Source organism: Stieleria tagensis (genome assembly GCF_024129865.1).
Taxonomy (GTDB): Bacteria; Planctomycetota; Planctomycetia; order Pirellulales; family Pirellulaceae; genus Stieleria; species Stieleria tagensis.
This window is the reverse complement of the sequence record NZ_JAMYFE010000036.1, coordinates 1-24,352: the sequence shown is the minus strand read 5'-3', so window position 1 is coordinate 24,352 and position 24,352 is coordinate 1. Positions and strand designations below refer to the sequence as shown.

19 protein-coding genes are annotated in these 24,352 nt (G+C 53.8%); 7 read left to right on the top strand and 12 right to left on the bottom strand.

From position 1 onward, the window contains the following. Positions 1 to 93: 93 nt before the first annotated feature. Positions 94 to 1,557: a sulfatase gene (locus NHH03_RS07745; RefSeq protein WP_253155193.1), complete on the top strand. Its 1,464-nt coding sequence runs from the start codon at positions 94 to 96 to the stop codon at positions 1,555 to 1,557. Positions 1,558 to 1,560: 3 nt separating this feature from the next. Beyond that, entirely contained in the window at positions 1,561 to 3,516 is a 1,956-nt protein-coding gene (locus tag NHH03_RS07740) for an ATP-dependent helicase (protein WP_253155192.1), read from the top strand. 214 nt (positions 3,517 to 3,730) lie between these two features. Here the strand turns inward: NHH03_RS07740 and NHH03_RS07735 are convergent, their stop codons facing one another. Beyond that, on the bottom strand, positions 3,731 to 5,059 hold the full coding sequence (locus NHH03_RS07735) for a polysaccharide biosynthesis/export family protein (RefSeq protein ID WP_253155191.1): 1,329 nt from the start codon (positions 5,057 to 5,059) through the stop codon (positions 3,731 to 3,733). Positions 5,060 to 5,162: 103 nt separating this feature from the next. Then, positions 5,163 to 6,140 (bottom strand): hypothetical protein, encoded by a 978-nt coding sequence (locus NHH03_RS07730; RefSeq protein WP_253155190.1) that lies wholly within the window; start codon positions 6,138 to 6,140, stop codon positions 5,163 to 5,165. Positions 6,141 to 6,556: 416 nt separating this feature from the next. On the opposite strand from NHH03_RS07730, the gene wbaP reads away from it, so the two are divergent. Then, the gene (wbaP, locus tag NHH03_RS07725; RefSeq protein ID WP_253155189.1) at positions 6,557 to 8,110 is read left to right on the top strand and encodes an undecaprenyl-phosphate galactose phosphotransferase WbaP; all 1,554 of its coding nucleotides are present in this window, start codon (positions 6,557 to 6,559) and stop codon (positions 8,108 to 8,110) included. 23 nt (positions 8,111 to 8,133) lie between these two features. Here wbaP and rfbA read toward each other — a convergent pair whose 3' ends face one another. The 8 genes from rfbA to NHH03_RS07685 form a co-directional block, all read right to left on the bottom strand. Next, positions 8,134 to 9,030 (bottom strand): glucose-1-phosphate thymidylyltransferase RfbA, encoded by an 897-nt coding sequence (gene rfbA / locus NHH03_RS07720; protein WP_261364145.1) that lies wholly within the window; start codon positions 9,028 to 9,030, stop codon positions 8,134 to 8,136. 22 nt (positions 9,031 to 9,052) lie between these two features. Next, positions 9,053 to 10,138, bottom strand: a complete 1,086-nt coding sequence (gene rfbB, locus NHH03_RS07715) for a dTDP-glucose 4,6-dehydratase (RefSeq protein WP_261364144.1) — start codon at positions 10,136 to 10,138, stop codon at positions 9,053 to 9,055. After that, the gene (locus tag NHH03_RS07710; protein WP_253155188.1) at positions 10,135 to 11,022 is read right to left on the bottom strand and encodes a sugar nucleotide-binding protein; all 888 of its coding nucleotides are present in this window, start codon (positions 11,020 to 11,022) and stop codon (positions 10,135 to 10,137) included. Before NHH03_RS07710 ends, rfbB begins: the two co-directional genes overlap by 4 nt. Positions 11,023 to 11,076: 54 nt before the next feature. Further along, positions 11,077 to 12,039, bottom strand: a complete 963-nt coding sequence (locus NHH03_RS07705; RefSeq protein ID WP_253155187.1) for a glycosyltransferase family 2 protein — start codon at positions 12,037 to 12,039, stop codon at positions 11,077 to 11,079. Next, a complete protein-coding gene (locus tag NHH03_RS07700) occupies positions 12,026 to 13,279 on the bottom strand; it encodes an O-antigen polymerase (protein WP_253155186.1) in 1,254 nt (417 codons plus the stop codon). The genes NHH03_RS07705 and NHH03_RS07700 overlap by 14 nt, the downstream gene beginning before the upstream one ends. After that, positions 13,272 to 14,120, bottom strand: a complete 849-nt coding sequence (locus tag NHH03_RS07695; protein ID WP_253155185.1) for a glycosyltransferase family 2 protein — start codon at positions 14,118 to 14,120, stop codon at positions 13,272 to 13,274. The genes NHH03_RS07700 and NHH03_RS07695 overlap by 8 nt, the downstream gene beginning before the upstream one ends. 1 nt (position 14,121) lies before the next feature. Further along, positions 14,122 to 15,504, bottom strand: coding sequence for a lipopolysaccharide biosynthesis protein (locus NHH03_RS07690; RefSeq protein WP_253155184.1), 1,383 nt, complete (start codon positions 15,502 to 15,504; stop codon positions 14,122 to 14,124). A 615-nt stretch (positions 15,505 to 16,119) separates the two neighbouring features. Continuing rightward, a complete protein-coding gene (locus tag NHH03_RS07685; RefSeq protein ID WP_253155183.1) occupies positions 16,120 to 16,773 on the bottom strand; it encodes an acyltransferase in 654 nt (217 codons plus the stop codon). A gap of 356 nt (positions 16,774 to 17,129) precedes the next feature. On the opposite strand from NHH03_RS07685, the gene NHH03_RS07680 reads away from it, so the two are divergent. After that, complete coding sequence (locus NHH03_RS07680) at positions 17,130 to 18,407, top strand: O-antigen ligase family protein (protein ID WP_253155182.1); 1,278 nt, start codon at positions 17,130 to 17,132, stop codon at positions 18,405 to 18,407. A gap of 137 nt (positions 18,408 to 18,544) precedes the next feature. On the opposite strand, the gene NHH03_RS07675 is transcribed toward NHH03_RS07680, so the two are convergent. Continuing rightward, positions 18,545 to 19,936 carry a Gfo/Idh/MocA family protein gene (locus tag NHH03_RS07675; protein WP_253155181.1) on the bottom strand — a complete coding sequence of 464 codons (1,392 nt, stop codon included), beginning with the start codon at positions 19,934 to 19,936 and terminating at the stop codon, positions 18,545 to 18,547. 238 nt (positions 19,937 to 20,174) lie between these two features. Between NHH03_RS07675 and NHH03_RS07670 the strand changes: the two genes are divergently transcribed. From NHH03_RS07670 to NHH03_RS07660, 3 genes are all read left to right on the top strand, one after another. Beyond that, entirely contained in the window at positions 20,175 to 21,266 is a 1,092-nt protein-coding gene (locus tag NHH03_RS07670; RefSeq protein WP_253155180.1) for a TIGR00266 family protein, read from the top strand. 93 nt (positions 21,267 to 21,359) lie between these two features. Continuing rightward, positions 21,360 to 21,764, top strand: a complete 405-nt coding sequence (locus NHH03_RS07665) for an SseB family protein (protein WP_253155179.1) — start codon at positions 21,360 to 21,362, stop codon at positions 21,762 to 21,764. Between the two features lie 9 nt (positions 21,765 to 21,773). Then, on the top strand, positions 21,774 to 23,036 hold the full coding sequence (locus NHH03_RS07660) for a hypothetical protein (protein ID WP_253155178.1): 1,263 nt from the start codon (positions 21,774 to 21,776) through the stop codon (positions 23,034 to 23,036). Here NHH03_RS07660 and NHH03_RS07655 read toward each other — a convergent pair. Next, positions 22,986 to 23,945, bottom strand: coding sequence for an AEC family transporter (locus NHH03_RS07655; protein ID WP_253155177.1), 960 nt, complete (start codon positions 23,943 to 23,945; stop codon positions 22,986 to 22,988). The genes NHH03_RS07660 and NHH03_RS07655 overlap by 51 nt on opposite strands. Positions 23,946 to 24,352 lie beyond the last annotated feature (407 nt).

Genomic DNA, 24,352 nt, shown 5'->3' with positions numbered 1-24,352 from the left:
GAACCTGCTGGAGGCAGGTTCGGCAGGAACCCCGGGTGAACTATAATCGGTGTTCACGCTGTTGTGCTTTTGTTGTCTCTCGGGCTGTTCACAATGTTCGCTATCACTCGATTCGTCTGGATTTTGGTGGTTTGTGCTGCCGCACAATGGGGCTGGGTGACCGCCGTGCATGCGGCCGATCGCCCGAACGTGCTGTTCATTTTTCTGGACGATTTCGGCTGGCGTGACGCCGGTTTCATGGGCAGCGATTTCTATGAAACGCCGAATCTAGATGCGCTCGCGGCCAGCGGCGTCGTCTTCACCAACGCCTATGCGGCGGCAGCCAATTGCGCCCCGTCGCGGGCCTGTTTGTTGTCCGGCCAATACACGCCGCGGCACGAGATTTACAACGTGGGCACCGAGCGACGGGGGAATCGTCAACATGGGACTCTGATGCACGTACCTGGGACCGATACGTTGCGAACCGACATTCGCACTTGGGCACACTGCATTCAAGATGCGGGGTATCGAACCGGGACAATCGGCAAATGGCATTTGAGTGACGACCCGTTGCCGTATGGATTCGATTTCAATTTTGCCGGGACGCACAGTGGTAGTCCGCCGCGGGGCTATTTCCCACCCCATGGGAAGATCAGTGAACTCGCGGATGCGCCGAAAGATGAATACTTGACCAATCGATTGACCGACGAAGCGATCCAGTTTATCAGCCAGGATGGGGATCAACCTTGGTTTCTATATCTCACGCATTTTGCGGTTCACACTCCAATCCAAGGCGAACCGGAGTTGGTCGAAAAATACAAAACCAAGCGTCCCGGCAAATTGCATCAGCATCCAGTGATGGCAGCCATGATCGAAAGTGTTGATCGTGGTGTCGGCCGAATCGCTGAAACCCTTGATCGGTTGGGCATCCGCGATAAAACCATCATCGTGTTCACTAGTGACAATGGCGGATATGGGCCGGCGACATCGATGGCGCCGCTAAAAGGTTACAAAGGCACATATTATGAAGGTGGAATCCGCGAGCCGATGTTCGTCATCTGGCCCGGTGTCACCCATCCGGGAACGACTTGTGACACGCCGGTGATCAACGTGGATTTGCTGCCAACGTTTTGCACAATGACCGGCGCCGAGTTTCCCGATCAACCGATCGACGGGATGGATTTGAAACCGTTGTTGAGTGGTCAGGCGGACGATGCATTGGAAACTCGCAGCTTGTTCTGGCATTTTCCAGCGTACTTGCAAAGCTACCAACGGATGGATCAACAACGTGACCCGCTATTTCGCAGTCGCCCCTGCAGCATCGTCCGCAGTGGCAAGTGGAAGTTGCACGAATATTTTGAAGACGGCGGGCTGGAGCTCTATGATCTGGATGCGGATCCGGGCGAGTCGACGAATCTGGCGACGTCGAACCAAGCCCAGACCAAGCGTTTGCATCAACAATTGATCGACTGGCGGCAGGCAACATCGGCGCCCGTGCCAAGTCAGCCCAATCCCAACTATGACAAAGACGCCGAACAGCAGGCGATCGAAAAGCAATTGCGAAAACGGGAACGATAGGCCGTGACGGACAACGAACCACTAAAACTGAATGCCGAGCAGCGATGCGCCGCAGAATTTGCGGGCGGCGACGTGTTGGTTCTCGCCGGTGCCGGGACAGGCAAGACCAGTACGATCATTGCCCGTGTCGCTCACCTGACAAACATGGGGATCGATCCGCGACGGATCTTGCTGTTGACGTTCACGCGTCGCGCCGCGCGGGAAGTTCGGCACCGACTGAGTCAACAAATTGGGGCGGCGGCGAAAGCGGTTCCGACGGGAACGTTTCACAATTTCTGTTTGCAATACTTGCGACGTTGGCCGGATCTGTTCGAGTGCGGCTCGCTGACGATCATCGATCGTGATGACCAATTGCAGCTGATGAAATTGGCCCGTGCCAGTGTGGTCGGTAAAGATGCCAGTTTTCCCAAGTCGGCGGAACTGGCCAACTATTATTCCTACGCCCGCAACACCAATCGGCCTGTCGACGAATACTTGCGAGCGTTTACCGATCACGACCCCGACAGCGTTCAGCGGATCGGTTCGGTGTTGAAGGATTACAGCACTCGCAAATTGCAATGTCGCTATTTCGACTATGACGACATCTTGCATCTGTTCGCCAGGCAATTGCATCGCAGCCCAATCGTTCGCCAAAAGTTGCAGTCGCGATATGATCATTTGTTGGTCGACGAGATGCAGGATACGAATCCGTTGCAGTGGTTGATCTTGGATGGCATGCGTGAGCCGGCCAAGTTGTTCTGTGTCGGTGATGATGCACAGAGTATCTATGCGTTTCGGGGAGCGGATTTTCGCAACGTGCATTCCTTCACCGATCGAGTGCCTGGGGCGTCGGTGTTAAAGTTGGAACAGAATTTTCGCAGTACCCAGGAGATTCTTGATCTGTCAAATTGGTTGCTCGACCAATCAAAACTGGAATACGACAAACACCTGGTCGCGGTGCGTGGGACCGGCACCAAACCGGTTCGGATCGAATGTGACGACGACTTCGAGGAGGCCGGTTGGATTGCCGGGGATTTGATGTCACGTCACGAGGGCGGCGACGACTGGCGTGATCACATGATCCTGACGCGCAGTGCCTGGGCGGCACGTAGCGTCGAAGGTGCTTTGATCGAAAATGATATTCCCTATCGATTCATCGGTGGTACGCAGTTGCTGCAATCCGCTCACGTCAAAGACCTGCTGAGTCTATTGCGCGTGATCGAAAACCCCGCCGATCAATTGGCATGGATGCGGTATCTGACGCTCTGGCCGCGGGTGGGTGAAAAGACCGCTGCGAACACGATCACCCAGTTGTTGACGCTCTCGGGGGTGGACAGGATCGTGCAATCGCTGGATCAGCGATTCAAGGCGAATCCGCGTCTGTCCGAAGCAGTCAGCGAATGCCACGGTGTCTGGGCGAAACCGGTGGCTGCGATCGGAGCGGCGACCGACAAACTGACACCGATCTTAGAGAAGAAATACGATGACTGGGACCGGCGTTCCAAAGACTTTCAACTGCTGCAGCGGCTGGCGGAAAAGCACGGCAGCGTGGGCGAGTTTTTGGAGACCTACACGCTCGATCCCATCAGCGAATCGGAAGCCACCCATGAGGACGTTGACGATCTAGTCACCTTGATCACCGTGCATAGCGCCAAAGGGACCGAAGCACCGGTGTGCTATTTGATCGGCGTTCAGCCAGGAAACTATCCGCACGTCCGTAGCATCGGAGACGCCGACAAGGAGGAGGAGGAACGACGTGTCTTGTATGTCGCAATGACACGAGCAAAAAATGAATTGTTCCTGACCGGAACAATCCGATCACATGGTGCTTACGTCCCACACTACAACCGCTTTCATCCAGGCGGCAGCGGTGGAAGCCAACCGTATTTTTTGAACGATGTCCCCGCCGATCTGGTCAACACCGACGTTGATTTCGACACCGATTCATTTGACTCGCCGATCGTGTCGTTTCGTGACTAGCGAGTTCGAAGGTTCGGCGGCATCGCAACCCGAGACATGAGTTTTGAAGTTGCGATTTTTGCGTCAGGCATTGGTTCTTGGTAACCCGACGCGTCAGCGAAGGATCCCGCTAGCACCCAAAATCCCTCGCTGACGCGTCGGGTTGCGATAAAATCGCAACTTCAAAATGCGTCAGCGAGGGATTGGCCGCCAGTTGGCTGGCCTTGGCAATCGATCAGTCGTTCGCGTTGATCAAGAATGCGTTCGGAATCCATTGTCCACCTAGCCAGTTCATGGTTACATTCATAAACGCGCCGGCTGGTTTTTGTTGGACCATCACCACATCGTCGGGCTGGATTCGGATGCGTTCTTTGGCATCGTTGATGGCTCGATCCAAATCGACACGAATGGTGATTTGACGCCCGTCACCAAGTTTTCGCAGGATCAAGACACGTGTTGCTTCGCGGATGTACCCTGGATTGGCATTTGCAATGGCGGCACCCGAAAGCCCCAGTGGTCCACCCGGCGAACCAGTGGCCATCGCAATCGCTTCGATGACATCGATATCTTCGTCACGTGGCAAGGCAATTCTTGCTCCCGGCAGCAATCCTCCGGTCACAAAGTATTCGTTGCGACGCGGGACAAACACAACGTCGCCATCGTGCAGGATTGTGCTGTCGCGAGGGATTGTCGTGACATCGCAAGGTTGAACCGACAACGGAATTCGAATGATGTTGGGATTGACCTCGACACCAACGTTTCCCGATGTCAGGGTCTGCAATGTTTCCGCGTTCATGAAGGCCGAGTTCTGTGCGGCTTCGCGGCGAATCACATACAGTTCACGCGAGGCGTCGGTGCCCGGCAATCCACCGGTTGCGGCCAGTGCGTGTAGCACGTCGTTTTCATAGATCGGCAAGTCGATGACCTGACCACTGCCGCGATGAATTTCGGGGTTGGTGGTTGGTTGGACAAGAGCCACTTGCGGGTTGGGCGTGTCTTCGCGAAGCACGACAACGCGGCGGACACGCGGGATGATCAGACTCATGTAGATCTGTTCGTTGCCCTCTTTGAGCACTTCCTTTTCTTGATAGGCTTTGCGCAGTAGATCGATCGCTTCAGGAATCGTCTTGCCCGCAACCGAAGTATTGCCGATCAGCGGAAGTTCGATCATGCCCCGCTCGTCAACGCGAAGTGGCAATCCTGTGGATGGACCGACCTCCGTTCCGCGTGGCGGATAATAGCGTTGGTTGACGGCTTGGGTTCGCTGTTGAACGGGAGTCTCTTCTTCGTTGGCAGGGAAGACGCCGTAGACGTAAACCGACAACGTATCGCCGGCCCCGATCAAGTGTTCTGGTGGCCGGTCCTGTCCGAGTGCGGCGTAGGAGATCGAAACCATTGATTCTCGAGGGCACGAGAACAGGCTCGGATCCAACCGGTGGGCCGGGATCGCATGTTTTGCGCTGGAAACTAGATGACAACCGGTGCTGGTTCCCAACAGAACGACCGTCAATGTGGCGGCAATGGTCAAGTTCGCCACGCGGCGCGATGCGTCACTTCTAATCATCGCAGAATCCTTTCGCAGATGTTTTCGGTTGAAGTTTCGGTTGGATGTCGACTGCGACCGCAGACCCAATTCCTTCGGGTCAATGGGCACAGTCCGGCAACGGCTATTCGACAAAGCCAACGCCGTCGATTTGGATGTCAAAGTCACTCAGCACCGCTTCCGATTCGGACACTTGAGGGATCCCCAGCGTGCCTGTCTGGTCGGATGGGCTGAATTCAATCGTGACGCTGTTGTCGTCAGGGTATTGATATCGAATGGACGTTTCGGCCGGCAGCAGGTCCACGGTCTTTGCGTGGTTGACGGTTCGTGATTGCATTGGCGGAAGCAACGCGATTCGCTTTGGCAGCGGCACATCGGTTCCCGCGTCATGGACGACGGTCGCTTCCGGTTTCACCAACGGCCCCAGCCAGTCCGGCGTTGCGGTCACGGCGGCGGTTGAATCTTCTGTCAACGCGGTGGTCTCACCTTTCGGTTCAATCACGGTGTCGACGGCAGGTTCGTCGTGAGTCGGAATCCCGGGCGAGGTTTCCACGGGAGTCTCTGCTGGGATGGGTACCATCATGATTTCACGGTCGGCTTCGATCGTGCCGGAATCGTAGATCAAGCCGCCGTCGGCAAGAATGTGGTCACCACAACCGGCTTGGCAGCCGCAGGGTGACGTGCCGCACTGTTTGCAGTCGCAACGTGGGAATGGGCACTCACATGTTTCGTAGATCCGCAGGTAGTGCGTATCCGGGAATTGTGAAGCGCGTGCGGCACCATCTTGCCAGCCGCTGTAGTATGCGTGCCGGCGATTGTCACAATCGTTCAAGATTTGGCCGGGTTTCCAGTAGCACTCCGGAGCCACCGCGGGTGGGCAAGAGTTGCCACCGGTGGAGACTTCATAGAATCCATGTAACCAGCCCTTCTTGTAATCCTTGGGATACTTCGAGCATCCCGGGTTACCGGCCTGGTGGTATTGAGTGCGAGCTCTCAGTTGCTGGGTGTGTTCGTAGTGATAGTCGCCGAGCGACGCACATCCAGACATCAGCAGCAGTGTACTGATTAAGAGCGGGAAATTGATTTGTTTTGTGTTTGGCACGCCTGCGCTCCATCGCTTGGGTGTTGACCTAAAACAGCCATTCGGGCTGCGAGGGCAAACGAGCCCAGGGTTCTCGCCTGAATCCGAGCCGAATCAGGCGGCGGAGCAGGCAGAACGCGCACCGTCGTCACATCCGGAACTGGTTGTCTCAAAAGAGGGGTGCGTGTACGCGTGAGCGCCGCTATTTCACGAATTCGTGAACGTAGAGTCGATGAATGGCATTGAAATTGCCCCAGTCCGCATATTTTAACGTGACGAGCTAGTCATGCCCCCCTGCTCGACTACCATGACCGCGACGGCTCGATTCCCATTAGAATTTGCAGATTCGATGGAGACGTTGCCGCGCCCACAGCACGATCGACAGGTTCCACAGCATGCCCCTACAGTTTGAGCCCCGCAATCTTCCGGTAGGAGTTGTGTCTGCTGACGCGATTGAGCAGCTCGACCCGTTTGTACCGATTTCCGGCGCTATCGATTTGGGTGATGGTGCGAACTCAGCGGCACCCAGTGCAACTGCTGGTGAAACGGGGGGGCTGATGACACGTTCGGTTTTGGGGGCAACTCAGTTTCAGTTGCTGTTCACCTCACTTCCCTTGGTCATTTGTGATGTACTGGTGTTGTTGACGTCGGTGGCACTTGCTTCGGTGATCGTCGCATCTGCGACTGGTGAACAAGTAATCCTAACCTTGGGCAATCAGATGGTGCTTTTGGTGGCCGGCTATCTTCTATTTGGAACTCTTCAGGGGCTGTTTCCCGGGTCCGGGACTAGCCCTGTCGTCGAATTGAGGCAGTCTGTCATGGCGGTTTGGGCGTCGTTTACCCTGATGCTCGCTCTTAATTTTACGTTGGCAGAGCTTTCACCCTGGGAATGCGCTCTTGGGGTTGTTGGTGTGGCGTTAGCAACCGTCGCTGTGCCTCTTGCTCGTATGATCATCCGGAAAGCGTTGTCGCGACACAGTTGGTGGGGCGAACGCGTGCTAATCATTGGAGCGGGAGAGCAAGGGAAAGCGCTGTTCAGCTACTACAACCGCGCGGTCGAACGAGGGCTTCGAGTGGTCGGTTTGGTCGATTGCATCAACACAGCCGATTATAATGACAGCGAGGTTGCCGGACCTCCATATTTAGGATCCGTTGTTAATCTCGCGCGATTGTCAAAACGATATCGAGCGAGATGGGCAATCATCGCGCCCGGTGGAAGTGAGCAACTCGACTTAGGGCAGGTGATCGCAAACTCGTCAACAATTCCAAATCTGTTGATTCTTCCGTCTCAGTACCTATTGCCTAGCCTTTGGGCGACCACGCACGAATGCGCTGGAGTGCTTGGCGTTCATCTTCGCGACCATCTCCAAAACCCGATCGCACTCGCTACAAAGCGTTCGATCGATTTCCTGTTGGCTGCAACCGCTGTTGCATTTCTGTCCCCAGTTTTCCTCCTCGTCGTCTTTTTAGTCAAGTCAAAATCGCCGGGGCCAGCATTCTACGGTCATCGGCGCATTGGTCGGGGCGGGAAGACTTTTCGAGTCTGGAAATTTCGCACGATGGTTGTCAATGCTGACCAAGTGCTTGAACAGCATTTAGAAAGCGATTCGGAAATGAGACACCAATGGATCGAAGATCAAAAGCTGAAAAATGATCCGCGTATTATCCAAGGCATCGGGCATTTCCTACGCAGGACGAGCTTGGATGAATTGCCACAACTATGGAATGTAGTCAGGGGTGATATGAGTTTAGTGGGCCCTAGGCCGATTGTGGCAGATGAGGTTCAACGCTATCGCAACATGTATCCTTTGTATCTGCGGGTCAGGCCTGGAATCACGGGGCTATGGCAGGTTAGCGGTCGTAATGATACCAGCTATGAACATCGAGTTCGATTAGACAGCTATTACGTCTGTAATTGGTCGATCTGGTTAGATGCTTACCTTGTGCTGCGAACAGTAAGGACCATTTTGATGCGTGAAGGGGCGTATTGATTTCAATTCCCTCGATTTTCATCTCAATGGTGAACGTCGTTGGTCTCCGACAAAAGTTTTTGGAGGTAACCTGCATAGCTGGATTTGCCCAGTTGTTGGGTTCGACGTTCGATTGTGTCCAGATCGATCCATCCGTGCGACCAAGCAATTTCTTCAAGGCATGCAACTAGCAAGCCCTGTCGGGCCTGGATCACTTCAACAAATTGCGCAGCTTGCAGCAGAGATTCATGTGTGCCTGTGTCCAACCATGCCGTCCCGCGACCTAAGATTTCGACTACCAGCTCGCCCTGGTCTAAATAGCGTTGATTCAAATCGGTGATTTCAAGTTCACCTCGCGGCGAAGGGCGCAGGTCTCCGGCATATTCGACAACGTTGCGGTCGAAGAAGTAAATGCCGGGAACCGCAAAATTAGATTTCGGCGATTGTGGTTTTTCCTCAAGGGACTTAACTCGGCCATCGCTATCAAACTCGACGACGCCATACTCTTTCGGATCATTTACTCGGTAGCCAAAGATCGTCGCACCGTGAGTTCGTGACGCTGCTGTTTTCAGTGATCTGACTAGGTCGTGGCCATAGAAAAGATTGTCTCCAAGAATAAGTGCGCAGCCTTCATTTTTTAAAAATCCACAATCGGCGGCAATCGTGAAAGCTTGTGCTAACCCGTCGGGACTCACTTGTTGGGCATACTGGATTTTAATACCAAATGCGCTGCCGCTGCCCAGTAGCGAGCGGAACGCCGGTTCATCTTGCGGAGTGGTGATGATCAAAATTTCACGGATTCCAGCCAACATTAAGATTGAAAGGGGGTAGTAGATCATTGGCTTATCGAAGACCGGCATCAATTGCTTTGACACTGCCATGGTCAATGGATACAACCGTGATCCCGTCCCTCCTGCCAGCACGATTCCTTTTGTGATCAATTAAACACTCCTAATTGAGATGTTATTCTTTGAGGCTGCCTAGGCGTTGAAGTTGATACCGATCTTCCAGAATTGCCTGCCACCATGGTTGATTTTCTAGGTACCAGCGTACTGTCTTTTCAATTCCATCTTGATAGGTTTCTTTCGGGATCCAGTCTAGTTCACGCCGGATTTTTCCCGCATTAATCGCGTATCGACGATCGTGTCCGGGCCGATCTTTCACGTAAACCACTTGTTCGAAATACGAACGACCGTCAGTCCGTGGGTGCAGCCGATCAAGTGTCATGCAAATCGTTTTTACAAGTTCGTTATTAGTAAGTTGGTTGTCCCCACCAATGGCATAGGTCTGGCCTGGCAAGCCTCCGCACAATACGCATTCCAGGGCGCGAACATGGTCTTCTACATAAAGCCAGTCGCGTACGTTCTCTCCGTCGCCATAAATTGGAATTTCGCGATCGTTGATCGCATTCAAGATGACGACGGGAATCAGCTTCTCGGGAAACTGGAATGGGCCGTAATTGTTTGAGCAGTTTGTAACGATAACAGGCACGTCAAAAGTATCATGCCAAGCGCGAGCCACATGATCCGATGCCGCTTTGCTTGCTGCATAAGGCGAATGCGGGTCATAGGGGGTCGATTCATCAAACAGCCCGTCGCAACCGAGAGAGCCGAAGACTTCGTCCGTCGAGACATGCAAGAAACGCATTCGCGATTGTAATGACTCGCTGGTGTCTTCATAGCATTTACGAAACGCTTGAAGGACATTTAGCGTGCCCATTGCATTTGTAGCTAAGAATTTTCCAGGTGCATCGATTGATCGGTCGACGTGGCTCTCGGCTGCAAGGTGAATCACGCAGTCGGGATTTTCTTGCGAAAAGACTCTGGAAACTTCGGCTTCATCGAGAATGTCTACGTGGTAAAAGTTGTAGCGTGAATGAGGTAAAACGTGAGCAAGATTGCTCGGGTTGCCTGCGTAGGTCAATGCGTCAATGTTGACGATGTTGTAGGGTCGATTGCAGAGCAGCCAGCGAATAAGATTGCTGCCAATAAAACCATGTCCTCCTGTGACCAGGACTTTTGAGATCGATGATGATTGACCTTGTTTCATTTTTCGATCCCCGAGTTTGTTGAGATCCAGCGATCCAATGAGTCCTTGATTGCAGTTTCGACATCACGCAGTTGGATTCCGTAAGTCGAAAGTTTTGAGCTTGATAAAACGCAGTTGCTGCGAGGTGCTTTGGCAACTCTCAGGAATTCACTTTCGGAGGGGAAAAAACGGAAATCTTTTGTGCAGATTCCGCTTTGGCTGAGCAGTTCGGTCACGCGCCGGGTAGTAATTGCTCCTGGGTTTGTCACGTTGTAGGTGCCAAACGGGACGTTCTGTTGCCACATGGAAATGCATGCTTCCGCAAATTCATCAAGGTGGGTGATACTGTTTTCAGCTTCGAGCAACTGTTCGTACCGCATCAGTTTGCTCAGATAGTTTCGGGGGCTGTCGACGTGATTGAACGGAATTCGTAGTCTCCAGACATAGTTGTTTTTCCCGCCCGTTAAAAGTTCTTCGCCGAGCGCTTTGGTTCCAGAGTAGAACGAGCAGTTGTCCTGGCGGAATGAAAAATTAGGTGGGTCTTGTTCAGTGAATGGTCTGTTGCCAGGTGCCATTCCTGTATAGATGCAACCTGACGAAACATGCCCCCAAGGAATACCTGCCGTTTCACAAACGGAACGAATCCTCGCCGGTAAAATGGAGTTCCCAAAGAGACATTCTTCTCGGTGGATTTCACAAGCATCGACATTAGGCTTTCCAGTGTACCCTGATGCGTTGACCAAAAAGGTAGCCTGGTGCATCTTGATCAAATCGCCGAGAACCTTGGCGTCAGCGTAGTCTCCATCCGCAGAGCGTGAAATGATTCGGTGTGGCGCGTCGATTGACTCTAAATGTCTTGCAAATGCTTGCCCGACATACCCGTTTCCACCCAGAAGTAACAGCATGCCGAAAGCTTCCAACAGAGATAAAAAATGGTTGCGATAAAATGAAGCGAAACGTTAAGTTGTTTTCCAGTAGGGTGGGTACATGCTTAGTCTTTGGCAAACGCTCCGAGGTATTACCGAATAATGTCGACCGATTTTGTAGCCCGTGAATTTGGCGCCGCAGCGCATTAGACTGTGGATGGGGGTCATCCAGCCATGTGCTTTGGCAATCGCAAGTTCCGAACGCAAGTATCGCATTCCTTCTCCGTCAGGTTTGCCAATTTTTGCAAGCGATTGCTGTTGCTGCGCGTAAAGGACGCCAATGTCAAAGTACCGCGAAAACTCTTGGGCAATAGAGTAGTTGTGGGAATGGCGGACGCAAGCATCAGCTTGGTAGGCGATTCGAAGATTGTTGTGCAGAAATTTCAGTGCAACGCAGAAGTCTTCGCCAAACAGCGATGGTGATGGAAAACCACCAATGTTGCATAAGTCGGTTCGGCGGTACGCAGAAAACGAGTTCGAGATAAAAGCGGCTTTGACGCCGAGTCGTTTGGCATCTCCGATCCCGCGTATTTCAGATTTGGGCGGGTAGTTGAAATTTCTCGCATGGGCCGCGAAAACGTCAGCATCGAGGTGTGGTAGTTGACGCCCGTAGGATGCGGCAACGTCATCAAATTCGTCGAAGACTGAGACGAGATTGGCAAGACTGACTTGGTTGGAAAACTGAATGTCCTGAGTTGCGAAAACGATGACATCTACGTCCTCCAGTGCCTCCACACCTTGCTGGCGGGTTCCGCCGTGATCGAACTGGCTTGTCGGAATGGAGATGACTTCAAATCCCTGGTCGCGAAATAGATTTGCGGTTCCATCGCGAGATGATGAGTCAATCGCTAGTTTGCGATGGACATGCAGGGTTTGCGTGCTCACGCCATCCAGAAAGTGCCGGGCGTGATCACCAGCATTGTAGGTCGGCACAACGAGGCCGTAGCGAGTTGGAGTTCGGTTGCCTGTCTGCTCTGGTGGATCAGTCGTATTCATCTGTTTCCTCATCGAACAAGTCTTCTTCCTCATCGGATTCGTAGATCAAGCTGTAGCTCGGACTGCCAATGCGAAACCGTGAAAGTCCATAGACGACAAAAACCCAAAGCAATTGTCCGATTACGTTTAGATTTACAAAGCTATCGCTAAATACTGTTAAAACGCTCGTCGCATAGAGAGTGACGGACACGATGATCCCGACCCAGTCCTCAGAAAGAAAGAACACCGACGATGCGACATAGGACGTCAAGATTGCGTAAAAGAAAACTCCATACATCCCGTAATCGAGAAGCGGGTTGATGAAAGCTGTCGAAACATTGAACATGGGGCTGTCGAGCCAATGTCGTGTTTTCGCTGCTGTGCGGTATCGATCGGACGCGTCTTCATCTGTTCCGTCTAGGACGGACGGAATTAGCGGGCCAAATGTGCGCCGAGGGAAAGCTCCGTTCTCTGGGTCCGCATGGATTGACGCATAGGTGAGGTTGTGGATTGGTGTGGTTAAGTAAAGGTATGCCCAGTCCAGTCCCGGGATTTTCTGCACAATCGTGTCACGAGTGAATCCGCCACTGTCGTCAATCACGCTTCCCGAGCGAATGTCGCCGACAACACCAAAGGTCAGTACAGTGAACACAATGACCGAGGCGGTTATGATGGTTGCTCTTAGCGGTCGCTGATTCATCAAGATGACAAGGACCAGCGATTGTATCACTGCTACCATCAGCAATTTTCGATTGACGATGAGAACAGCGATTACCACTGACGAAATTGCAGGTAGCAGGTATCGCCAGCCGCGATACTTTAGAAATGCAAGGACTCCGCAGGATGTAAAGAATAGATATCCTGCAAGGACAAAACCGTGAACGCTAGGGATTCCAAATGCGAAGTGGCTGATTTGTTGCCCGCGAAGTTTTGCAAGGATCGGGATAAACCCCGAGTAAAGTACTTCTAAGAGAAATAGTATTGTTAGAATCGCGAATGCAAACCAAGCGGATCGTTCTGTTCTGCGGTCAGGATCTTCAATGTCGTAAAAACGTCTGATTTTGACTGGTGGCAGGCACGAGGCCATTAAACCGAGTGTCATTCCCAGTATTACAATTGCAGAAACTCCAGCGACGTCTCCTAAGTCCAGCCAGAGTCGATTGGACAGGCGCATTTGGTAGAGCCAGATGCAGACAATCCAAGCTGCCATCGTTACCAATGTAGGGTGCAGCCATAGTCGTTTGCGAATTCTCTCATCCATTTTGAGCTGCCTCCCGTTTGGTTGATGTAAGCGTATTGGAAATCAGGTATCTGGCTGCTTTTAAAAGGGATTTCGACGCAGCAATCGGTTGCGGGATACACGCTTGGCGCAATCCAAGATCCAAAAGCATTTGGGAGTGAATTTCAGGGGCGTTAAGGTAGTGGTTCTTGTATTTTTCTAAAATGCGGCGACGACTAATGATTCCCTCACGGCGATTATTTGAAAGCCTTGTTCCAGTTTGTTTGACACGGACCAATGGTTCGTCGACAAATCCAATGGGCATCAGTAGTGAGAGCCGGATTGCCAGGTCCCAATCCTGGAAGCGTCGGAGATCTTTGTCAAATCCTCCGGCGGTTTCAAACGCCTTCTTGCGCACGACCAGCGTCTGCGTGCTTACGTAGTTTTTCTTGAGAAGAAGCGTTTTGCATGCAGATCCCGAATTCGCAATTTCGCGTGACCATCCGCCTCGTTCTTGGCCGCTTTCAAAGTCCTTAATGAAGCTGCAGAAAACGGCATCAAAGTGGCCTTCTTCAAGGCGTTCGAGCTGTTGCTCCATTTTGGACGGCAGCCAAACGTCGTCACTGTCCTGAAAGGCGACGGTGTCGTGGATCGCAGCATGGGTGCCCATGTTGCGTGCGTTGCACGCGCCTGTTCGACCGCCGGTTTGAAGTAGCCTGACATTTGCCCCGCATTGTTGGATTCGTTCTACCGTTCCATCGGTAGAACCATCATCGACAACGATGACTTCCTGCGGTGGGTAGGTCTGTTCGACCACCGACTCGATGCTCGCAAGGATGGATTCTCTCCGGTTGTATACCGGTATCACGACAGAATATTGCATGCTATGCCGGCGTTGAAGTATTGGGTTCTGAGCCGTTCATCTGATTCAACGCGAGGTGCGCAAAACGTCGGAGAATCAAATTGTAGCTTGCGAGATAGAGAGCCGTTGCAATTGCCGAGCCGATCGCGCCGAATACTAGCACCAGTGCAAACTGCAGGATTGCAGCGATTGGGAGGCCCAATAGTGAAAGTCGTTTTAACGTGTGATCCTGATGGCACGTTAACAGGATGTAGCCCACAGCACCTGTTGCAACCGCTATAAGGTGTCCAGCCGAAAGTATTGCGATGAGGGGGAAGAGAAGAGCTAGTCCGCGGTCGGCCAGCCAGTCGCGGCCTACCCAGACTGCGACCAGCACAACTACGGTGCTCATGAGTCCTAGCGCCAGCGGAATGCGTGCTGTTTTTTGCCATAGAGTTGCGGTTGCCTGCGTCTTGTTTTCACGAATAGATTGAGCCAGCTTGGGTACCAGCGAAGCAACCACAATGCTATTCAGGAATCCGGGTACGAAACTGAATCGGCCAGCAAGTCGGATAAGTGTTACAGCTTCTGGGCTTCCGATTAAACCGACCACCGTCACGTCGAGCCAGCTCTGTGCGGAGGATGAAAACGATAAGGGCGCCAAGTGGAGTGATTCTTTAAGTTTGCTAGTCGAGAACACCTCTCTGAGACCAATCCGCTGCGTGTCCGTCATGCTGCAGAGTGAGGTGTCAGATGTCAGGCATTGCTGACTGTCATCTGGCTGCAGGTCTTGATAAACTCGGTGGATTGCCAAGATCGCTACTAACCATGCTGCGATGACAACAGCGATAGTAGCAACTAGAGGTCTGCCCGGTTGGATCAGGGCAATGGGGACTAGGAGGGCAACGCCAACCAGTTGAAATCCAGTGTTATTAAGCAATGCCCACTGAATGGTCGACCCACGGCCTTTTTGAAATTCACCTACCTGCCAGCTCACCGCAAGTGGGATTAAGGCGAGTCCCGATAGCCAAGCAATCATCTGATGCGAAGGATTGACGGTGTAGTAGACAGTCAAGTAGTAGGCGATCAGGATGCCTATTCCGAGCAGCAATGTTTGTGAAACCGCGCTGATTAGGTACTGGGTTTGAATCTGTCTATCGTCATTACATCCAGCACGAAAAAGTACATGGTCCCATCCAAGGCGGATGAAGGAAGCGAGCATGATGGTTGTCGACAGGAAAAACTGAATCACTCCCGCATCATGGATGCCGTAGAAGTAAACCAACAGTAACGGGAAGCTGATTGCACCACCCAAGCCAGTTGACTTGATGATGAGTGGCGCCATGTTGGAAGCGAGTCGACGTTTATCGACTTTCGCTTTTGAAAACAATTGCGAAACGGGTTGGCGAGTCGTCAATTCAGACATCGGTCAAGTACGAAGGGAAATGAATGATTGCTCGACGAAGCTTGTTGATCGGGCCCCCTCGCAATGCCCATTTGGTGTGTGATCGGTTTAGGTTATGGCGATGGTCCCATTCTTGGAGTGACTCAGCCGGGCATTCGACTTCAAGAAAATCGCAAAAGTTCCGAAAGGAATGTTTTGAATCGTCTAGATGGAAATGAAACACGTGTTTTTTCGATGCTAAAAAGCACTTAATGTTGTCCTCTAGGGTCTGAACGTAGAATTCGCAGAGTTCCGCACGCTGCTTTCGTGACACATTCGTTTGCATGCAGATTCCCGTCGCGAATGCGCGAACGACAGAGATGGTTAGGTTCCATCGTTTTTCATAACTCAACGCAATTTTCTGAGCGTCTCGATGCATAAACACGTAGCGAGCTTCTGAACCAAAACGTTTGTCCAATCCACCTAGGAACCAAGCGAGCCGGTTGTCGATTTCGATGTGGTTCTCTGGATATTCGAACCGACCGGGGCCGGTGATCTTGGCGAGGCTCTCGTGGGCAGCTGTGAAACCAGGCAAGTGGGAGCACGCAGAAGCAAATGCGGTAGAAGCCGTTCGCCCAGCACAGAGTGCGAATACATTCATGTCCTGTCTCTATATTCGATTCCATTGACTCCACCAAAGTTCTTGGCAGATTTCCGTTGATAGTAACTCTCTGAATCCCGTTGTTTTACAACGCGACACGGATTGCCGGCGGCAATCGAAAGGGCAGGGATCGAGTGAGTGACGACACTGCCCGCGCCGATAATCGCTCCCTCTCCGATTTCGACGCCTGGGAGGATGATCACATTGATACCGATCCAGGCTGCAATGCCGATTTTTACTGGTTTGGCGACTACCGTCTCGTCATACGGGATGCGGGTCCCTTCGTAGTTGTGATTGATGGTGTAGATGACGACGTTACGAGCAAGGTGGGCGTGAGAGTCAATCTGGAGTCCTCCCTCGGCACGAAGGGTCGAGTTATCACCAATGTGCACATTGTCGCCTAGCCAGAGGCGGTCAGGAGCGGTGATCAAGGACGTGCCTCGCAGCCGGCAGCCATCTCCAATGCTCGCTAACTTGCTTTTAATGCGTTGTTGCCATCCCCAGCTCACTGTTTTTTTCCAGAAGACCGCTATCCACCAAGGGATCAATAGCGGGAATTTCCATGTCGGAAATGAACGTCGTCGAGGCGGGCACACGGCAGCAAATTTTTCTTGGGTTTGTGGTTGAAGGATCGGTTGCGTGGTTGTCAACCACGGCGTTTATTCCATGGTTTGTACCAATTTAAATCCTCGGCACGCAGCTAGTTTGCACCGTACAGCAGCATAATCAGAATGTTTGGTTGGCAGGATTCCGAAACTCAGAAAAAGCCGCATCGACAGATACGTACTCGTTGCTGCTCATGTTGTAGCGGTTAGTCTTCCGGTGTAGCGCGTGGAGCGGCAGGTCAGCGTAATCCAGGTGTTTGGGGCATGGTTCAGTCTGTCCAGCGGTTAGGGAAGTCATGTTTTCTAGTGAAATTTCGTTTTTTTGTTTCGTCTTTTGTAGCCTTGCAGTCTCACTTGGGGTGGGGTGGCTTTGGGGCAAGCAGTGGGCGTTGGGAGTTGGCATGGCGGTGTCATTGGTCGCTGCCAGTTGGTTCGAAGTCCAGGTAGCGGGCTTTCCGATCAATGTTTCGACGGCAGTCGCGATTACTTTGCTTGTGGCCTTCTGCGTGCATTCGCGACGCGATCTGTTCACTGTAGTGACACCCCTCGATTTGATCGTAATGTTGCTCGTTGCCTGGCACGTTGTTGTCGATGTTTACTATGGCAGTGATGCGCTACCAACATTGGCTCGAGCGTATGGGGAATGGGGCCTGATGTACGCAGCTGGGCGTTACGCTGTGCTTCATCGGGGTGCACTTGCGGGGCTTGCGCCATGGTTCGCCGGAGTGGCAAGCGTCATCGCTGTGGCTTCCATTGCTGAATCGCTGACGGGCATCAATCTGTGGGAAAGTGTCTTTCACGTTGCGGATGACCGGGTGTCACGCCCGCAAGGTGAGCGATACGGGATTTTTCACCGTGCGATCGGGATGACACGTCATCCCATTTTTTTGGGCGTGATCTTGATGCTCCTGACTGCATGGTCCGGAATCATGATCGATAGCGCAAATGAATCCAATCGGAAGCGGTTTTTTGGCTGGATGACATTGTTGCTTGTTATCGCAGGGGTTGTCGTGACTGGTTCCCGAGGGCCTGTGTTGGGTCTGTGCGGCGCACTGTGTTTTGGGTTGTCGCTAAGTTCGCGAATCGCCAGGTGGGCAATTGCAATTGGGGTCCTTGTTGGTGGGATTGGATTGACTTTCAATTTTGATCGGGTCATCCACGGCCTAGATGCGATCGGTGGAGAGCGACGCGCCAAAATCGTTCGTATCAACGGCGATGCAGAGCTGTACACTGGCACGCGAAATCGAATGTTCGTGGTGCAGATCTATGGACCAATCGCGATGGCTGGGGGGCCACTTGGCTACGGAACGGAAGCAACCGATCGCTTTCCCCCCAATGTTCCCGGGCTGCCAACGGATCCCGAGTCGAAAGTTAGGCTGCGGATCGTCGACAACACGTATATCCTCATTGCTCTGCGGTTCGGGATCGTTGGTGTGGTTTTGTTTTCCGCATTGCTTCTGGGAGCTATCTGGACTTGTGTCGTGCTCCGGCGAGTCGCGGGAACCTATTTTCATCCTTGCAGTGCTGGAAGTATGGTTGTCTTTGCATCCGTGTTGTTTGGTGTCAGCCTTGAGCTATTGACCGTCTATTGTGACTTTGATTTTTTGCCGTGGATCTTATTTCATTGCGGAGTCGTTTCGGGGTTATACGCCAAGACACGTGTTTTCACTGCTGGATGATCCTTAACCCGAACCAAGTTGAAATCTGCTTGCGTTGATTTTGCGGTTGATTCACTCCCATCCCGCAGTGGCCTGGGGGATGGGAAATCATTGCCCTGATTAACTGCTTAGGCGTCGCATCAGGTCTGCCTATCAACCTAGCCCATTTCGATTTCGTAGCCGCTGCGGTAAGGGCGGGCTAGGAAGGCGTTGGCTTGGTCGTCGCCGACGATTTGCTCGTTGGTGTCGTCCCATTTGAGTTCGCGGCCGAATCGCGCGCTGATCCCGGCCAAGTGGCAGACATTCAACATTTGCATGTGGGTGTGAACGTCGCTGATCGGATCTTTCCGCTCACGCGCACAGTACAGGAAGTTTGCCCAGTGCTGCGAACGCTCATTTCGCTCCATCGGCATGTTCTTGTAGACTTTGGCGATCGCGTCATCGGGCAGCGGGTTGTCGGCCAATTGTTCGACCGGTGCACCGGTCAGCTTGCGACGGTTGACAAAAATTCGACCTTTGTCGCCCGTGATCAGCACGCCATTGTCGGTGTCGTTGCGAATGGTCATTTGCGTCCCGCCCGGGTATTTGACCTCGAACTGGAATGCGGTCGCGGTGTTGTAGCGATCGTTTTCGGCGGGGTAGCCGTCTTTGAACTCGACCGGATGCTTGGCGCTGCCACCGATCGAAAGGGGGCCTGCGGTTTGCCCGTTCAACTTGAGTGCCCAGTTGCAAATGTCAACGTGGTGGGCACCCCAGTCGGTCAGTTTGCCACCGCTGTATTCGTACCACCAGCGGAATTCGTAATGGCAATTGGTGTTTCCTCGACCGCCTTTTTTGCCACCGTCGCTGTAGCGGTAATCGGTCATGGGGGCGGGGCCCAGCCAGCGGTCCCAGTCCAGGTCGGCTGGCGGATCGACCGCAGGGATCGCAGGACTGGATGGTGCGCCGCCGATCGCCGCTTGCACGTGTTGGATCTTGCCCACGCGGCCTTCGTTGACCATCGCCATGGCTTTGACGAACAACGGGAACGTGCTGCGTTGTTGGGTGCCGACTTGCACGACTCGACCGGTTTCCTTTTGGACCTTGCGAATCAATTTGCCTTCGTCGATCGTCAGGGTCAGCGGTTTTTCGCAGTAAACGTCTTTGCCCGCCAGCATCGCTTCGATCAACGGTTTGGTATGCCAGTGATCGGGGGTGGCGATATGAACGGCATCGATGTCTTTGCGATCGAGCAATTCACGGTATTCGGCTGATTCAGTGGCTTTGCCACCGCTCCACTTTTGGTTGGCCGCTGCGCGGCGTCCGGAATCGACGTCGCACACTGCGACGACATCGACCCAGTCTTTGGCCGCGTTCATGTTGCCACCGGCCATCCCGCCGCAACCGATCACTCCCATCGCGACACGATCGTTCTTGCTTTTGGATTCCTGGGCGAGCGTCTTTGGAGTCGAGAAGTAATAGGGTGTGGATGCCGCGGCGGAGACAGCAGCAGTCGTTTTTAAGAACTGGCGCCGCTGGTTCAAGCGTTTGCCTTGGGGTGATTTCGACATGAAAGAGCCTTTCGAAAATGATTGACTGAGGAAAGATTAGTTGCAGGGCAATGGTGGCGACGCGGCCACTGATGGGCTGCGTCGGGCCGATTAGTTTACTCTATTGGCGTCAGATTGCCGTGGGGGATTTTAGCCGCAGTTGCTGGGCATCGCGCCCCGAATTGGCTCGGATCGAGCCGACGTAAAAGGTGTATTTGTTAATTTGAAGCCGCTTTTTTGATTGAAATGGAGTCTTCGCATGGAATTCAACTGCCCGATGTGTGGCAAGCATTATCAAGCCAGCGACACGATGGCTGGAAAGTCGGTCCATTGCAGAGCGTGCAGCCAGACCTTTCGCGTGCCTGACAGCCAGGCGTCCACACCGGCTGATTCCGGCGATGATTGGTGGGCCGACGAAGCCGCGACGGTCGGTTCGTCCCCACCGTCGGATAGGGAAAATTCCACCACCGACGGGGATGATTTGTTCCAGGCCGGAGAGATCCAGATCAGTTCCGCAGCGGTGACGATGCGGGGCGGCCAGTCCAACGACGGGCGGCGGCGAACATCCGACGAAATCGACTATGAAGTGTTTGGGCACGAAACCCAGTATGTCGAAATCACGCTGGATCCCGGTGAGCAGACGATTGCCGAAGCCGGTGCATTGATGTTTATGGACGACGGCATCGACATGGCCACGGTGTTCGGCGATCCATCCCGGCAGGACAGCAGTCTGTTCGGCAAGGTTCTGTCGGCGGGAAAGCGGGTCATGACCGGTGAGTCCCTGTTCATGACGACGTTCACCAACAACGGCCGGGGGCAAGCCAAGGTTGCGTTCGGAGCGCCGCATCCCGGCCGCATGGTGCCGTTGCATCTGGACCAGTTGGGCGGCGAAATCATCTGTCAAAAGGACGCCTTTCTGTGCGGCGCGCGCGGCACCATCGTCGACATCGCTTTTCGGAAGAAAATCGGTGCCGGGTTGTTCGGTGGTGAAGGGTTCATCATGCAGCGATTGCGTGGCGACGGGATCGTGATCATCCACGCCGGCGGCACGATGATGTATCGCGAACTGCAGGCCGGCGAGACGCTGCGATTGGACACCGGATGTTTGATGGCGATGGGTCCGACGGTGCACTACGACATTCAGTTCGTCGGCGGGCTGAAAAATGCATTTTTCGGCGGTGAAGGCCTGTTTTTGGCGACCGTCCGTGGTCCCGGTCCGGTTTGGTTGCAATCGCTGCCCTTTTCGCGGTTCGCCGGCCGGTTGGCCAGTGCGATTCCATCAATGGGGAACACGCGAAAGGGCGAGGGATCCGTTCTCGGCGGTTTGGGAGAAATGTTCATGGGCGACTGAGGTTCGGAAGAGGTTACCGGTTTGCATTTTGGGCCAAGACTGCGATAACTAGGCAGCCTTGCCTTTCACCCTAAAACCTCTGCGAGACTGCTGATGTCCGATTCGCCCGAATCTCTAGAATTGAAACTATCCGGTGCGATCGAGCAGCGCGACGCTGTGCTGGTGCGCCAATTGATGGATAAAGCCGAATTTGTGTTGTTGTCGATGAACGACGCGGAATCGGATGGCGACGATGAGGGCGCCAACGTGTTCAGCACCGAAGTCGACGGAATGGATTTGTTGGTCGCCTTCACCAACGAGGAAGCGGCCGGCGACTTTGTGCATTCGATGGAAGAAACGTACGAAGAGGGAGAGGAAATCGAGGGTTATGTGTTGGACGGCGGCGCGTTGCTGGAATACATGCCGCCGGAGCACGGATTGTTCCTGAACCCGGAAAGCGACGATTCGCTGGTCATCGATCACGATCTGCTGGCTTTGGTCCAGAAAGCTCAGGCATAGCGGACAAGCGTGTCCGATTCGATCAATCCCTATCAATCGCCATCATCCAGCGGTGGCGACGCGTTGGCCCCGTCCGCTGCCGGTGATTGGATCGGGTCGCGAATGCAGTTCGCTGGCCAACTGTCGCGACTGGATTGTCGTGATGCCGTCACCCAGGCGGGGATTCGATCTGAATACCGCCAACTGACACGTGTGATGGTGACCTTGGCAACGCTGTATTCGATTGGCGTGATCGCCTACAGTGTGATGGTACCGCTGGCATCGCCGCAAGACACCATCCGATGTGTGGTGGCGATCGCGCTGTTCTTGGCCGGCGTCGTGCTGATCTGTCTGTATCAACGGCAACTGCTGGGAAACGAGCTGCCGAGCTACCAATTGGCTATCGGTGCCATCGAAGGCTGGATTGATCGTGATGAATTGTGGCTGCAATCCGATCGCCACACCCTGTGTTGCCCGATGTCGCAATTGGTTTCCAGCGCGGCGAGTCAGCGGATTTGGGCATTGAGCTTTGTCCGTGACAAGAATTTTTGGCAGACCATTCCCTTTGATGCGTTCACCGATCCGGCATTGGCGCGGAGTGTCGCGGCCGATTTGCAGCAGCAGTTTCCACCGGTTGCTGCCCAGTTGATTGACGCGAGAAAACGTTCGAAACCGGAAGACGAGTTTCGGTTTCAGCCGATCGGCGACAGCGTCTGCTACCAAGGCTATGTCTATGAAGATTCCGCGTCAGGAACATTGCTGGAGCAAGCTTCGCGACGTCGATCGACCAAGGCGTGGGCGACGATGCTGATGTTCTTTGGCGCTGTGCTGGCCAGTATCGTGGTGATGGGCGGGTTTCAACCGATCTTGCTGATCTTTCTGTTGATCTGGGGCGTGTATGTCATTGCCAGTGTGTACCTCAAAATCTGGCGGGCGCGACGGACATCAAAGCTCGAGGATCGCGTGATCGCTTGGTATTCCAAAGGCTGGCTTGACCAGGCGGGCTATTGTGCGATGACGGCGGTCGGGCAATCTCGATCCAGTTGGAATTTTTTCGATCACTACGAAATCACCGAACGGGTGATCGGGTTGTATCCCCATCAATCCAATGCCTGTTGTTGTTTGATCGCGCGTGAGCAGTTCGCCGACGATGGCGATTGGCAGCAGGCCCAGTCGCTGGTGTTGGCCAATGCGTCCCAATTTACGAACGCCGCAAATCCTGGCGGTCTGCCGCCGACTGGCCTAGGAAACGCCCAACCACCAGGCGCCAACAGCGAGCCAAAACGGGATTAACACGACACCGGCAATGGACGTCCACAGGACGACGCGTAGTGCGGTTTCGGTGTCTTTCTCATACAGCTTGGTCAGCACGATCGGAAACACTGCCGCTGGCATCGCGGCCTGTAGCATCACGACCGTCCGCAAATCAGTTTCCTGGATCAGCCATCCGCCGATTCCCAGCATCATCAGGGGCAACAGGCATTGGCGAATTCCGATCGCAGCGATGATCACCTTGGGTTGTCCCAGCCACGACCGATCGCGGACAAAGTCGACGATGATCGCACCGCTGAGCAACAGACCCAGTGGAATGGCGCAGGCACCGAGCATACCGACCGCAGTCAGGATCGATTCGGGAATCCGCTGGGTCAATCCAAAACTGCTGATCAAAATCGAAAACACCACAGCCCACAGTGGCGGGCTGCGCAGCGGTTTCTTCCAACCGCTGCCGCCGGAGTCGGTGATGATCGCGATTCCGATACTCCACAACGCGATGTCGACCCCGACGTTGTGCAGGATCAAATCGATCACCGCCGTGGGGTAAAATTTTTCGGCCAAGGGCAACGGGATATAGCCGTAGTTGCAGATGCCTGCGCACAGTGCAAAGGCACGCTGCGAAGCATCGGTGACCAACCCGAACCATGGTCCGGCCCAGCGGGCAAACAGCAACGCGATTGCGAATCCGCAGGCCGTTGTCAGGAAACCTAACACAGGTGCTTGCCAAGTGGTGGAGATCGAACCGATCTCGCTGCTCTGGGAGAACTTGTGAATGAAGTAGGCCGGCAACATCACGTTGGCTGTCAGATTCGCCAATGTCCGATCGGCTTCGGTAGTCAGCCATTTGACATACCGAGCGGCCGCGCCGATGCCCATCACGAGAAAGACACCGAGGACCGACGCGATGATGAGCTTGAAATCAATCATGCCAAAGAAGATACGGCGCTGGGCTCCGATGGGTAAGTGTGGGAGGGGGCAGGGGAAAATGAAATCCCATCCGCGGGAAAGCAAGGTCGTGGTTCCGCGACTAATTCGTCACCCCACTGGAGTTCAGTTGGTCCGGTATGCGGAAGATCTGAACCGTGGCCGGTCCAGCTACGGTGGGATGGAACGTAGCTGATCCCGCCAGGGTTCAGTCGGTCTGGTATGCGGGACGGTCTGAACCGTGGCCGGTCCAGCTACGGTGGGATGGAACGTAGCTGATCCCGCCAGGGTTCAGTTGGTCGGGTGTGCGGGACGGTCTGAACCGTGGCCGGTCCAGCTACGGTGGGATGGAACGTAGCTGATCCCGCCAGGGTTCAGTTGGTCGGGTGTGCGGACGGTCTGAACCGTGG

Coding starts and splice junctions, on each gene's coding strand:
- NHH03_RS07745 (WP_253155193.1), top strand. CDS start 94: ATGTTCGCTATCACTCGATTCGTCTGGATTTTGGTGGTTTGTGCTGCC.
- NHH03_RS07735 (WP_253155191.1), bottom strand. CDS start 5,059: ATGATTAGAAGTGACGCATCGCGCCGCGTGGCGAACTTGACCATTGCC.
- rfbB (WP_261364144.1), bottom strand. CDS start 10,138: ATGAAACAAGGTCAATCATCATCGATCTCAAAAGTCCTGGTCACAGGA.
- NHH03_RS07710 (WP_253155188.1), bottom strand. CDS start 11,022: ATGCTGTTACTTCTGGGTGGAAACGGGTATGTCGGGCAAGCATTTGCA.
- NHH03_RS07705 (WP_253155187.1), bottom strand. CDS start 12,039: ATGAATACGACTGATCCACCAGAGCAGACAGGCAACCGAACTCCAACT.
- NHH03_RS07700 (WP_253155186.1), bottom strand. CDS start 13,279: ATGGATGAGAGAATTCGCAAACGACTATGGCTGCACCCTACATTGGTA.
- NHH03_RS07695 (WP_253155185.1), bottom strand. CDS start 14,120: ATGCAATATTCTGTCGTGATACCGGTATACAACCGGAGAGAATCCATC.
- NHH03_RS07690 (WP_253155184.1), bottom strand. CDS start 15,504: ATGTCTGAATTGACGACTCGCCAACCCGTTTCGCAATTGTTTTCAAAA.
- NHH03_RS07680 (WP_253155182.1), top strand. CDS start 17,130: ATGGCGGTGTCATTGGTCGCTGCCAGTTGGTTCGAAGTCCAGGTAGCG.
- NHH03_RS07675 (WP_253155181.1), bottom strand. CDS start 19,936: ATGTCGAAATCACCCCAAGGCAAACGCTTGAACCAGCGGCGCCAGTTC.
- NHH03_RS07670 (WP_253155180.1), top strand. CDS start 20,175: ATGGAATTCAACTGCCCGATGTGTGGCAAGCATTATCAAGCCAGCGAC.
- NHH03_RS07665 (WP_253155179.1), top strand. CDS start 21,360: ATGTCCGATTCGCCCGAATCTCTAGAATTGAAACTATCCGGTGCGATC.
- NHH03_RS07655 (WP_253155177.1), bottom strand. CDS start 23,945: ATGATTGATTTCAAGCTCATCATCGCGTCGGTCCTCGGTGTCTTTCTC.